Genomic DNA, 12,379 nt, shown 5'->3' with positions numbered 1-12,379 from the left:
ACCCATCTTTCCGCATTTATTAAAAATATATTATATCTTCCATGTATTGTTCCAGTATCGATTTATCATGCCATAAAACCGGCCCTTGAAATGCCACAATAATGCTCTTTCTATCCTTGTCGGCAAATGCTACAGCATGCGGCAACACGATACGGCGCGGCGCTCCGAAATCGGACGCAAGTGTCTGTAAAAAAATGTTTTTAAGAGCCAATTCGCCGGGCAACCCTTCGCCCCGGGCCGCGTTGGCGCGTTACGACAATAGCAAGAAACAGGCCATGGCCGGCATGCGGGTTTTCTTCCCCCCTGGGGGGAACCGCACGGCGCTGGCGCAAAGGGCCGTTCAGGGCAGGAAGTCATGTTTGATTCAAAGATTATAGAAGTTGATGGCGTGTTCGTGGGGGCGGCCATCATCACCGGGTTGGCCACGTCGCTGCGCTTTTATGCCACGCATGAAAGCGTGCGCTCGCTGCATAACGCCATTCTGCCCGACCTTGCGGCGCTACGGCACCATGTTACGGCCACGTTCCGCCGCATGGGGCGCGGCAGGGCCTGCCTGCCGGGCGCGTAAGGCATCTCTTGAAAAACAAAAGTTTTCGGTGAAGCTTTTTTCCGAAAAGCTTTGAAAACGGGGTGCCGCCCGCCTGCAGGCGGGGGCACCCCGAACCGTTTTAGCGGCTGGTGCGGCGGCCAAGCTGGCTGACGTCGCGCACGGCGCCACGGGCAGCACTGGTGGTCAGCGCGCTATAGGCCTGCAATGCGACCGAGACCGTGCGGGTGCGGTCAGGTTGCCAGGCGCGGTCGCCGCGCTCTTCCATCGCGTCGCGCCGGGCGGCCAGTGTGGCATCGCTTACGGTGGTGCGCAGGATGCGGTTGGGGATGTCGATCTCGATCGTGTCCCCTTCCTCCAGCAGGCCGATGATGCCGCCTTCCGCCGCCTCGGGCGAGATATGGCCGATCGAAAGCCCCGAACTGCCACCCGAGAAGCGGCCATCGGTAATCAGGGCGCATTTCTCGGCCAGGCCCTTCGATTTGAGGTAGCTGGTGGGGTACAGCATTTCCTGCATGCCGGGGCCGCCCTTGGGGCCTTCATAGCGGATCACCACCACGTCGCCCGCCACGATCTCGTTGCCGAGGATGGCCGAGACAGCGGCATCCTGGCTTTCAAAGATGCGGGCCGGCCCGGTGAAGGTGAGCAGGTTGTCAGCCACGCCAGCGGTTTTGACGATGGCGCCATCCTCGGCCAGGTTGCCAAACAGCACGGCCAGCCCGCCATCGCGGCTGTAGGCATGCTCCGCATCACGGATCGCGCCATTCGCCCGGTCGGTATCAAGCGCCCTGTAGCGGCTGGACTGCGAGAACGCCTGCGTGGTGCGCACGCCACCGGGGGCGGCGCTGAAGAAGGTGCGGGCTGCCTCATCCGCCGTTTCGGTGCTGATATCCCACCGGGCCAGCGCCGTGCCGACATCGGGGGCATGCACGCTTGGTGCGTCCAGGTTGAGCAGCCCCATGCGGGCCAGTTCGCCCATGATGGCGGGAATGCCACCCGCGCGGTGCACGTCCTCCATATGGATGTCCATGCGCGAGGGCGAGACCTTGCACAGGTTGGGCACGCGGCGCGAGAGGCGGTCGATATCGGCCATGGTGAAGGGCACTTCGCCCTCGTGCGCTGCAGCCAGCAGGTGCAGCACGGTGTTGGTCGAGCCACCCATGGCGATATCGACCGTCATGGCGTTTTCAAACGCGGGCTTGGTGGCGATGCCGCGCGGCAGGGCGGTGGCATCATCGTTTTCGTACCACCGCTTCGCCAGCGCCACGATGTCGCGGCCCGCGCGCTCGAACAGGTCGCGCCGGTCGGTGTGGGTGGCGACAAGGCTGCCATTGCCCGGCAGGGCCAGGCCGAGCGCCTCGGTCAGGCAGTTCATGGAATTGGCGGTGAACATGCCCGAGCACGAGCCGCAGGTGGGGCAGGCGGAGCGTTCGATCGTGGCCGACTGCTCATCGCTCACATCCGGGTTGGCCGCCGCCACCATCGAGGTGATGAGGTCGACCTGCTGCTCGGTGCCGTTATTGAGGATCTTGCCCGCTTCCATCGGCCCGCCAGAGACGAAGATGGTGGGGATGTTGAGCCGCATCGCCGCCATGAGCATGCCCGGCGTGATCTTGTCGCAGTTGCTGATGCACACCAGCGCATCGGCGCAGTGGGCGTTGACCATGTATTCCACCGCATCGGCAATCAGCTCGCGCGAGGGCAGGCTGTACAGCATGCCGCCATGGCCCATGGCGATGCCGTCATCGACCGCGATGGTGTTGAACTCGCGGCCGATGCCACCGGCCTCGGCCACGGCGCCCGCCACGAGCTGGCCCATATCCTTGAGGTGGACATGGCCGGGCACGAACTGCGTGAACGAATTGGCGATGGCGATGATGGGCTTGCCGAAGTCGCCATCCTTCATGCCGGTTGCACGCCACAGGCTGCGCGCACCGGCCATGTTGCGGCCATGGGTCGTAGTGCGGGAACGATAGGCGGGCATGACAGTGACCTCTCGCGTCAATCTGGTTACAGAAGGGGATAAAGTTGCCTGATCGCATACAGGACGCACGCCCCCCGCGCCACCCCAAAGCGCACGGGCCTGAACCAGCCGTTAACCGGTGGCGTGCAAGGCTGCGGGGGGTGTGGGCGCAACTCCACCCCGCAGCCAGTCGTTCATCTGATGGCTGACCCCCATCTGCACAAGGAGCACAAGCAGCAATGCCGCAACCAGAACCCAGGAACATCACGGCACGGCGCAGCGTGCTGGCACAGATACGTTTTCCGGTTCTGGGGGTGCTGGCTGTCGCGATCATGGCGCTGGTCATCTTCTGGTCATGGGACTGGTTCATTCCCATCGTGGAGCGCAGGGCGGGCGCCGCCCTTGGCCGCAGGGTGACGGTGGCCCACCTGCATGTGCATGTCGGGCGCGTGATCCGTGTCAGGGCCGATGGCGTGCGCATTGACGAGCCGGACGGGTTTGAAAAGCTGCCGCCCTTCGCCACCGCCGATCACCTGACGGTGGGCCTCGACCTGTGGCACCTGCTGGGGGGGCGGATCGACCTGCCGGTCATCGCACTCGACAGGCCGGTGGTTGAACTCAACGCGCAGCGCGGCGGCCGGGCCAACTACCAGTTTCCTGATAGTGGCGGCAGTTCATCGGGCGGCATGCCGCAGATTGGCGAACTCAACATCAATGACGGCCAGCTCCACCTCGTGCATGCGGGCCTGCGCAGCGACATGCGGGCGCAAGTGCACACCACGCCCGGCAAGGGCGACGTGCAGCCCCGCATCGTGGCCGACATACGCGGCACCTATACCGGGCAGGCGATTATCGGCCATTTCTCGGGTGGGGCGCTGGTCTCGCTGGCGGACCGCACAAAGCCCTACCCGGTTGACGTGGACGTGCGCCACGGCCCCACGCGGCTGACGCTGGTGGGGTCGGTGGATGATCCGCTCTCGTTTCGGGGCGCGCGGCTGCGGCTGACGCTGGCGGGGCCGGACATGTCGCTGCTTTACCCGCTGACCGGCGTGGTGATTCCGCAAACTCCCGCCTACCATGTGGCGGGCGGGCTTGATTATGTCGATGGCCGGGTGCGCTTTCATGAATTCGAGGGCACGGTCGGCTCCAGCGACCTGGGCGGCACGCTCAGCGTGGACCCGCACCAGGCCGTGACCTTTGTCGATACCGACCTGCACTCCCGCCACGTGGACCTTGCCGATCTGGGTGGTTTCTTTGGCGCGACGCCGGGCGATCATCCTTCCACCGCGCAGCAGGCGGCAGAGGCAAAGGCGCATGAGGCCAGTGGCGCCGTGCTGCCCACAACGCCGATCAACATGCCCAGGCTCAGGGCCACCAATGTCCATCTCGCCTATCATGGCGACCATATCGAGAACCGACACGTCCCGCTCGACAATATCGACGTGCTGGCCGATATCCGCGATGGCACGATTGACGTGCATCACCTGAATTTTGGCGTGGGCCGGGGGCGGCTGGCCAGTAGCGGCACCTTCGTGCCGCAGGGCAACGGCGTGGATGCGCGCATCCGCATCGACATGGAGCAGATCGACCTTGCCCGCCTCATGCAGGCCATGGGCCGCAACCTGCACGGCCAGGGCATTATTGGCGGGCACATCATGGTGCATGGCCATGGCCAGTCGCTGGCCCAGATCGTGGGCAGTGGCAATGGTGGTATTACCGTGGCGCTGGATGAGGGCGGTGACATTTCGGCCATCCTGCCCGACCTGCTGGGGCTGGAACTGGGCAAGGCGCTGCTTTCCGCCCTTGGCCTGCCCGCGCGTACCGACCTCAAATGCCTCATAGCCGACATGCCGCTCAATGAGGGCGTCTTCCACACCCGCACCATGCTGCTCGAGACGGGCGATACGCGCACCGTGGGCAAGGGCGACATCAAGTTCAGCAACAATACCATCGACTATACGCTGCTCACGCATTCGCGGCATTTCGCCGTTGCGTCCTTTCCCGGCCCGCTCTACATCACCGGGCCGCTCAAAAGCCCCAATATCCGCCCAGGCGCCGAGATTATCGGCCGTGCCGTGGCCTCGGTGCTGACGGGCTTCGTGTTCTCGCCCATCGGCCTGCTGCCCACCATTGAAGGCGGCGTGGGCAAGAACTCGTCCTGCGCCAGCGCGATACGGGATGTGAATGAGAACCCGGCGGCAGGCATTGCGCCGCATGCCACGCGCCCGGTGCGCCACGGGCGCCATGCGCGGGCAAGTGCTTCGCCTGCACCGGCCCCGGCGGTTGGCAGTGGCGGGCTGAGTGCGGCCGAACGCGCGCGCATTCATGCCGCCTGGGCCAGGAAAATGGCAGCGCATTGAGGATTGCGTCTAATTAAATAATTGATATTAAATGATAAAAGTTTTTGGGTGCCGCCTTTTTTCAAAAAGGCGGCGTTGCTTGAAGCTTTTTGAAAAAAGCTTCACCAAAAACTTTCTTCTGTCTGCGTGCCGTTTTCCGTTTGGGTTTTTCGTGCAGTCGCCAGCCCTGCGAATCCCTGCTTGACCGTGCAGGCCATTTCGGCAAAAAGGGGGAACAGCATGGCAGGAATGCTATAATGCCGGGTTAGCACAGTGGTAGTGCAGCGGTTTTGTAAACCGAAGGCCGGGGGTTCAAATCCCTCACCCGGCACCATGATTGCCTACAAAAATCGCGGATAAACCGCCACGGCGATTTTTTGGGGCTGATAGCAACAACAATTCAACAACAAATCAGGGAAACATGTTTCCTTGGTGTTCTGTTGCTGTCCGATTCGCCTGGCCTGTCAAACCCGTCACATCGGTCCGGCATGTGTGGGTGAAGCGTTTTTCTAAAACTTTGAAGAAACGCTGCCTTTTTTAAAAATGAAGGCAGCGTGCCGGGTCTTTTGCCCTTTATGGCCGGTCAGGCAAAAATACGCGCCATCCATTGCGCCACCGTATCGCCGCTGCTGATGGCGGGGTCGATCAGGCCATCGACCATGAAGGTGGGCGAGACGTGAATGCCGTTCTGGCGCGAATATCTGCACTGCCACTTGATGGCTTTCTGCAGGGCGGGCACGGCAAAGGCCGCGGCGAGTTTCAGCCCGCTATAACTTTCGATCCGGCGGATGATGTCGTTGGGGGTCGCATCCATGTTCGGTCCGGCGCAATGGTCGGTGAACTCGAATTCCTCACGGTGCGCGCCCACGGCCGCCATGACGGCACGGGCGGCGTCCCGCCCGTCGGGCAGGGTTGCGGCAGCAAGGATGCAGCGCACGATCACGCCCGAGAACATATGCCACGGCTGCGACTGGAGGCGGATCTTGATGGTGATGCGCTCCGGTCCCGCAGCATCCAGCAATTCGGGCAGCTTGCTGAAGGCCCGGACGGAAAACGGGCAGGTCGGCTCTAAAAACGCCTCGAATATTTTTGGGCCATGGCCCCATACGAGCGGGTCGACATGCAGGGTATCGGCGGGTGCTGCCATGTTGGTAACTCCTTCAGGGTTGGGGGCAGGCCGGTTTCAGAATTCTAGAAACCATACCCGTTCGCGTGGTTCCATGGGCATGGCACGCAAAATGCGGCATAAGCATGCGTTTTCCCGTTTCTGTATGGTGGTGGCCCATGGCGCGTACCCTTTTGCTCAAGAATGCATTGCGTCTCGTGACGATGGATGCCGCGCGGCGCGAGATCGAAGGTGGCTGGGTGCTGGTGCGTGACAGGCAGGTAGCCGCCATCGGCACGCCCGCTGACCCGCTGCCCGCCGCCGATGAGGTCATGGACATGACCGGCCACGTGGTCATGCCCGGCATGGTCAACACCCATCACCACATGTACCAGACGCTGACCCGCGTCATTCCCGCAGCACAGGATGCCTCATTGTTCGGGTGGCTGCAGGCGCTCTACCCCATCTGGGCGGGGCTGACGCCGGAGATGATCCGCGTTTCCGCCTGCACGGCCATGACCGAGCTGCTGTGGTCAGGCTGCACCACAAGCAGCGATCACCTGTATCTGTTCCCCAATGGCGCGCGGCTGGATGACGAGATCGAGGCGGCACGGCAGATGGGCCTGCGCTTTCACGCCGCCCGGGGTGCCATGAGCGTGGGCGAAAGCAAGGGCGGCCTGCCGCCAGACAGCGTGGTGGAGGATGAGGATGCCATCCTGGCCGACACCCAGCGCGTGATCGCGGCCTATCATGACCCTGAACCGCTGGCCATGCAGCGCATTGCGGTGGCGCCTTGCTCGCCGTTTTCGGTCAGCCGCGACCTCATGCGCAATGCCGCCGCCCTGGCGCGCGCCACCGGCACCATGCTGCACACCCATCTGGCCGAAAACGCCAGCGACATCGCCTATAGCCGCGAAAAATTCAACATGACGCCCGCCGAATACGCCGAGGATACCGGCTGGATCGGCCCCGATGTATGGCATGCGCACTGCGTGCGGCTTGATGATGCGGGCATTCACCGTTTTGGCGCCACCCATACCGGCATGGCGCATTGCCCGTGCTCCAACATGCGCCTTGGCTCTGGCATTGCTCCCGTGCGGCGCATGGCGGCGGCGGGCATGCGGGTGGGGCTGGGGGTGGATGGCTCGGCCTCGAACGATGGCAGCCACATGCTGGGCGAGGCCCGGCAGGCCATGCTGCTTGGCCGCCTGCTGGATACGCCCGATGGCCAGCCCATGATGCAGGCGCGCGAAGTGCTGGAACTGGCCACGCGCGGTGGGGCGGCCGTGCTGGGACGTGACGATATTGGCCATCTCGCGCCGGGCATGGCGGCGGATATCGTGGCGTTTGACCTGCGCGGCATCGACCATGCCGGCGCGCAGGCCGACCCGGTGGCGGCCCTTGTGTTCTGCACGCCCCGCCGGGTGGCCTGCACCATTGTCAACGGGCGCGTGCTGGTCCGGGGCGGGCAGTTTACCGAACATGACCCCGCACGCCTGGCCCGCCGGCATAATGAACTGGCGCGCGAACTGCTGCAAAAGGCCTGAACCCGGCCCTGCCGTGGCTCAGGGCCGGGGGGGGAGGCCGCGCTGGTAGCGGCGGTAGCCCCTGCGCCCGAGCAGTTTCATGATGGGCAGGCTCAGGTTGAGCAGCCGCATGGAGGTGAGGCAGGCATGGGTGAACAGCTTGTCGAACACGGAACTGAAGATCTCGCGGCTGCCGCGCTCGCAGCATTCAAGGATGCGCCCTGCCGTGACATCAGGTTCCTGCGGGGGGTCGATGAAGTTGTATATCGAGCCGCCCGCCGCCATTTCTTGGCTGAGCATGGAGGTATTGACGCTGGCGGGATAGATGGAGGAAACCTGTATGCGCCGGGGCCGCAGCTCCTGCTCGAGCGCGCGCGCAAACCCGCGCAGGCCGAATTTGGCCGCTGTATAGACGCTGCTGCCCGCAAGCGGAAAAGCGGCCGCCATGGAATTGACGAAAACAATATGCCCCCCACGGCCCATGAGGGGCAGCAGGGCATTGGTCAGTTCGATCGGCGCGGTCAGGTCAACGGCAATCTGGCTGGCAATCGTGGCGCTGTCGAGTTTGCCCACGGCCTGCGGCGTAATCACGCCCGCGCAGTGTACCAGCACATCCACCCTTGGCGTATGGGTGGCAATGTCGGCTGTGGCCTGCTTTATGCTCTTGATATCGGTCAGGTCACACATGACGGTGTTGACGCCGGGGCTTGCGGCCCGTGCCTGGCGTGACAGGATGATGATGGTGTATCCCCGCGCGCGCATGCGACGGACGAGAGCCTGCCCGATACCGCCCGTTGCCCCCGTAACAACGGCAACCCGGCCTTCACTTGAACCGGGTTTTTCGTTTAACGCACTCTTTTCCAATGATCTTCGTACTTCCCTGAGCGCAATGCCTGTAGTCGCGCCTGATACGCGCCAGACCGGATATTCCGCAAGCTGTTTTGTCGTGCCATGACGGAATCATGGCATTCCCGTGACCTGCAAAGGGGCATGCTATCTGGAATAAAATAATCCGTCGATAAGCGACAGTCACTCTTTGTTACGATGTGATCATGCGGATTGACGCAACGACAACGCATGCGCGCCTGAAAAGCCCTTTTCCGGTCAGTAAGGGAAAGGAGAGAAGCATGGGCAGGAGAATATCGTATTTTAATAATACTGATATACTATCATCTATTATTTATATTGAATATCAAAATTCTCAGTATTTGACCGTTTGTAATGTTCTGTTACTGTAAAATGATAGAATTAATTGTCGCATCACGCTTTCTGATCCGCGTGGTCAGAGGGCACGGGCCTGCCGGTTGGTGGCGCAATGCCGGAAACCGCCCCGATAATACAGGAACAGGAATTCGCATGTCAGCGCCTGCGACACGAGATCATGTCGCGCGTAGAAAGCTGACTGATTTAATCAGGGGGAATCACAATATGGCGGAGAGAGTGGGATTCGAACCCACGGTACGCTATTAACGTACACACGCTTTCCAAGCGTGCGCCTTAAGCCGCTCGGCCATCTCTCCAGCCGTATCGAAGTCTGGCCACGCCCGTGGGGTGGCGGTATCCGATGGGTGCGGAACATATCACCAAATTCCGTCCGCGCAAGCGAAAAACGGCATGCCCCGACCGCCTGCCGCAATTCGGCCCGGCAGGCGGTTGGGGCAGGGGTTACTGGTCCATCTTGAGTGCTGCGAGGAAGGCGCTCTGCGGGATCTCGACCTTGCCGAACTGCCGCATGCGCTTCTTGCCTTCCTTCTGCTTTTCCAAAAGCTTGCGCTTGCGCGAGATGTCACCGCCATAGCATTTGGCGGTCACGTCCTTCGACATGGCGCCAATGGTCTCGCGCGCGATGATGCGGCTGCCAATGGCGGCCTGCACCGCGATCTTGAACAGCTGGCGCGGGATCAGTTCCTTGAGCTTGGCGCAGATGGAGCGCCCGCGCGTCTCGGCGGCGGAGCGGTGGGCGATGAAGGACAGCGCATCCACCGGCTCCTGGTTGACGAGGATGGAAATGCGCACGAGGTCGCTCTCCTCGTAGCCATCCATCTGGTAGTCGAAGCTGGCATAGCCGCGGGTGACGGATTTCAGCCGGTCATAGAAGTCGAACACCACCTCGTTGAGCGGCAGGCGGTAAACCGCCATGGCGCGGTTGCCCACGTAGGTCAGGTCTTCCTGCACGCCGCGGCGTTCGCTGCACAGGGTCAGCACGGCCCCCAGATATTCATCGGGCACCATGATGGTGGCCTTGATCCACGGCTCCTCGATCTTCTCGATCAGCGACAGGTCGGGCATGTCGGCGGGGTTGTGCAGTTCCGCCGTCTCGCCATTGGTCAACTGCATCTTGTAGACCACCGAAGGCGCGGTCGCGATCAGGTCAAGGTCGAATTCGCGGCTCAGCCGCTCCTGGATGATCTCGAGATGCAGCAGCCCAAGGAACCCGCAGCGGAAGCCGAAGCCCAGGGCGGCGGACGTCTCGGCCTCGTAGTGGAAGGAGGCATCATTGAGCCGCAGCTTGGCCAGGCTGTCGCGCAGCTTTTCAAAATCATCGGCCACGATGGGGTACATGCCGCACCACACCACCGGGATGGAGGGCTTGAAGCCTGCCAGCGGGGTCTCGGCGGGGCGGCGGTCATCGGTAATGGTGTCGCCCACATTGGTGTCGGCCACGGTCTTGATGGCGGCGTTGATGTAGCCGATCTCGCCCGGGCCAAGCTCGGCCACGTTGGTCATGCGCGGGGCGAACACGCCCACCTGGTCCACAAGGTGCACCACGCCGGACGACATCATGCGGATGCGCATGCCGCGCTTGAGCCGGCCTTCCTTCACGCGCACCAGCGTGATCACGCCCAGGTACGGGTCGTACCAGCTATCGACCAGCAGGGCCTTGAGCGGAGCTTCGGCATCACCCGTGGGCGGCGGCAGGCGCTTGACGAGGGCTTCAAGCACGGCCTCGATGTTGAGTCCGGTCTTGGCCGAGACCTCGACGGCGTCCTCGGCGTCAATGCCTACAACTTCCTCGATCTGCTCCTTGACGCGCGGACAGTCGGCGGCGGGCAGGTCGACCTTGTTGAGCACCGGCACGATCTCGTGGTTGGCGTCGATGGCCTGATACACATTGGCCAGCGTCTGCGCTTCCACCCCCTGCGATGCATCGACGACAAGCAGCGAGCCTTCGCACGCGGCCAGCGAGCGGCTGACTTCATAGGCGAAGTCGACATGGCCCGGCGTGTCCATGAGGTTGAGCACGTAGGTCTTGCCATCTTCCGCCGGGTAGGTCAGGCGGACGGTCTGCGCCTTGATGGTGATGCCGCGTTCACGTTCCAGATCCATGTTGTCCAGAACCTGATTGGTCATTTCCCGCTGGGTCAGCGCGCCGCAGGCCTGGATCAGGCGGTCGGCCAGGGTCGATTTGCCATGGTCGATATGCGCGATGATCGAGAAATTGCGGATCAGGGAGAGGGGCGTGTCGGTCATGGGCGAGACATAGTGTAAATTTGCATGAAAGTCAGCCGCTACCTGTCATGCCGGGCAGGAAAATATCGGGGCGGGACCGCGCGGCTGCCTACATGCACGCCATCGTGATGCGATGGATGCGCGTGGTGCCATCGAGAATGATTTCCTGGCCATCAATGGCGCCAAGGCCACGGATGCGCACAAGCTCATGCAGCGGGGCAGTTATGGGGGCGTCATGCCAGCGCTCGACCACATGCCCGCAGCAGGCCATGCCCTGCGCGGTATGGAGCAGCACGCGGTCGCCCACGCGTATGGCCGCCGTGGGCGAGATGATCAGCGTGCCATTGCGGCGGAAGATCGGCTCCATTGAATCGCAATCAACATGCACGGCATAGGAGTGGTGGTCGGCCATGCCATGAAAATCCCACTGCTCCCACCGTTCGCCCTCGGGCAGGCCGGTTTCATCAAAGAGCTCGGGATGGGCGAGTTGCGAGAACGGGGCGATCTTGAGGTGGGAATGATGCACCTTGCCGGCCGCCTCGGGGTCGCCGTGGCCCGCGAGCAGGCGGCTGAACCCCTCGAAGGATATGCCCGTGGCGCTGAGCGTGCGGGCAAGGCTTTCGGTGCCCGGCCAGCGCGGGCGGCCCGAGGGGGTGATCCGCTTGGAGGGGTTGAAGGTGGTGCTGTCCAGCCCAGCCGCCCGCGCAAGGCCTGAAGGGGTCAGTCCGCGCTCGGAGGCCAGGCGGTCGATTGCGCGCCAGATGTCGGCATGGGTGATCATGGGGCCAGTTTCAGTATTTCGGTCCGGTGGCGGGCCTGCCCCTGCTCGGTCATGGTGAAGCGGGTTCCGCCGTGCACATGGGCCAGTCCCATGCCCGTGAGCCTGCGCAGGCAAGGGTCATCGCGCAGGCCGGCCGGGCGTCCGTTTTCACCACTCAGCTTCAGCCGGTGCAGGGCGGAGCGGCAGCAGGTTTCAAGGTATGGTTCATTCCACATTGCGGCAGGGACCATTGCGGGCAGGCGGCAGCGTTGCCGCAACGCGGGCGGCGGGATGCAGCCGGGTTCAGGGGTATAGTTCGTAATAGTATGTGTTTATGTGTCACATAGTGCCATTATCGCGGGCTGTCCACCATGGGGAGTGGGGTCACCTGCGTTTGTAGGGCAGGTGGCATGTGCTGCATGCGCTACGCTTTCAGCTTCTGATTACTATATTCAGGAATGATGACAGTGCATTGTCATGTTTCTGACCGGAATCTGACATATGTTTCTGTAAAGTTTCAGGTAGAAACCATTTTGTACAAGGCTCCGTTTATGAAGTTTCGTGAATATATGCTTGTTCTGGCAGTCGTCGCGGCAGGCGCGGGCGTTTGTGTAACTGTCTGAATCAAAAAGCGACCTGATTGATTTTCCGCAGCACTCTGCGGATATGAGCGATCATAAGCCAAGCTT

Annotated in this window: 9 protein-coding genes and 2 tRNA genes; 4 read left to right on the top strand and 7 right to left on the bottom strand. The window is 62.4% G+C overall.

Annotated features, from left to right (window positions below; genetic code table 11):
* Positions 1 to 355 precede the first annotated feature (355 nt).
* Positions 356 to 568, top strand: a complete 213-nt coding sequence (locus DV027_RS12965; protein ID WP_061272419.1) for a hypothetical protein — start codon at positions 356 to 358, stop codon at positions 566 to 568.
* Between the two features lie 100 nt (positions 569 to 668).
* Here DV027_RS12965 and ilvD read toward each other — a convergent pair whose 3' ends face one another.
* Positions 669 to 2,531 (bottom strand): dihydroxy-acid dehydratase, encoded by a 1,863-nt coding sequence (ilvD, locus tag DV027_RS12960; RefSeq protein WP_130732425.1) that lies wholly within the window; start codon positions 2,529 to 2,531, stop codon positions 669 to 671.
* A 218-nt stretch (positions 2,532 to 2,749) separates the two neighbouring features.
* On the opposite strand from ilvD, the gene DV027_RS12955 reads away from it, so the two are divergent.
* Together DV027_RS12955 and DV027_RS12950 are read left to right on the top strand one after the other, a co-directional pair.
* Positions 2,750 to 4,870: an AsmA family protein gene (locus DV027_RS12955; protein WP_130732424.1), complete on the top strand. Its 2,121-nt coding sequence runs from the start codon at positions 2,750 to 2,752 to the stop codon at positions 4,868 to 4,870.
* A 238-nt stretch (positions 4,871 to 5,108) separates the two neighbouring features.
* Positions 5,109 to 5,183: transfer RNA gene (locus DV027_RS12950), tRNA-Thr, on the top strand.
* Positions 5,184 to 5,432: 249 nt separating this feature from the next.
* Here the strand turns inward: DV027_RS12950 and DV027_RS12945 are convergent.
* Positions 5,433 to 5,996, bottom strand: coding sequence for a DsbA family protein (locus tag DV027_RS12945; RefSeq protein ID WP_130732423.1), 564 nt, complete (start codon positions 5,994 to 5,996; stop codon positions 5,433 to 5,435).
* Between the two features lie 137 nt (positions 5,997 to 6,133).
* On the opposite strand from DV027_RS12945, the gene DV027_RS12940 reads away from it, so the two are divergent.
* Complete coding sequence (locus tag DV027_RS12940; RefSeq protein WP_130732422.1) at positions 6,134 to 7,501, top strand: 8-oxoguanine deaminase; 1,368 nt, start codon at positions 6,134 to 6,136, stop codon at positions 7,499 to 7,501.
* A gap of 18 nt (positions 7,502 to 7,519) precedes the next feature.
* On the opposite strand, the gene DV027_RS12935 is transcribed toward DV027_RS12940, so the two are convergent.
* The 5 genes from DV027_RS12935 to DV027_RS12915 form a co-directional block, all read right to left on the bottom strand.
* On the bottom strand, positions 7,520 to 8,344 hold the full coding sequence (locus DV027_RS12935; protein ID WP_130732421.1) for an SDR family NAD(P)-dependent oxidoreductase: 825 nt from the start codon (positions 8,342 to 8,344) through the stop codon (positions 7,520 to 7,522).
* 565 nt (positions 8,345 to 8,909) lie between these two features.
* A tRNA-Ser gene (locus DV027_RS12930) sits at positions 8,910 to 9,000 on the bottom strand.
* 145 nt (positions 9,001 to 9,145) lie between these two features.
* On the bottom strand, positions 9,146 to 10,951 hold the full coding sequence (gene lepA, locus DV027_RS12925) for a translation elongation factor 4 (RefSeq protein ID WP_130732420.1): 1,806 nt from the start codon (positions 10,949 to 10,951) through the stop codon (positions 9,146 to 9,148).
* Positions 10,952 to 11,039: 88 nt separating this feature from the next.
* Entirely contained in the window at positions 11,040 to 11,711 is a 672-nt protein-coding gene (locus DV027_RS12920) for a S24 family peptidase (protein WP_130732419.1), read from the bottom strand.
* Positions 11,708 to 11,926, bottom strand: a complete 219-nt coding sequence (locus tag DV027_RS12915; RefSeq protein WP_130732418.1) for a hypothetical protein — start codon at positions 11,924 to 11,926, stop codon at positions 11,708 to 11,710. Before DV027_RS12915 ends, DV027_RS12920 begins: the two co-directional genes overlap by 4 nt.
* Positions 11,927 to 12,379 lie beyond the last annotated feature (453 nt).

Origin of the sequence: Komagataeibacter xylinus (assembly GCF_004302915.1) — a bacterium.
Classification (GTDB): Bacteria; Pseudomonadota; Alphaproteobacteria; order Acetobacterales; family Acetobacteraceae; genus Komagataeibacter; species Komagataeibacter xylinus_C.
The sequence above is the reverse complement of the archived record's forward strand: the minus strand, read 5'-3'. Positions and strand labels throughout refer to the sequence as shown.